Below are 250 nucleotides of genomic sequence, written 5' to 3' on the forward strand. Positions count from 1 at the left end.
GGTGCGGCCGGAGCAACGGTCTCCGATTCCGGTGCTACGGTTCCGGGTGCTGGGGCCATCCCGTTCTACATCCTTCTCGTCATCTGGGGCCTTGCGACGATCATCCCGTCCTTGGCGCTGCTGGTCCGCCGTCTGCACGACGGTAACCTCAGCGGCTGGCTGGCGCTGCTGGTGCTTGTGCCTTTCCTCGGCGCACTGGCAGTACTTGTGCTCTCGCTCTTGCCGTCCAACCCGGCCGGCCAGCGCTTCG

Annotated in this window: 1 protein-coding gene; it reads left to right on the plus strand. The window is 66.4% G+C overall.

What is annotated here, in order from left to right; translation table 11 throughout:
• The coding region (locus SB764_RS43120) for a DUF805 domain-containing protein (RefSeq protein WP_410867184.1) at positions 1-250 on the plus strand (250 nt) is incomplete at both ends.

The organism is Paraburkholderia sp. SIMBA_027 (assembly GCF_046535315.1).
GTDB lineage: Bacteria > Pseudomonadota > Gammaproteobacteria > Burkholderiales > Burkholderiaceae > Paraburkholderia > Paraburkholderia tropica.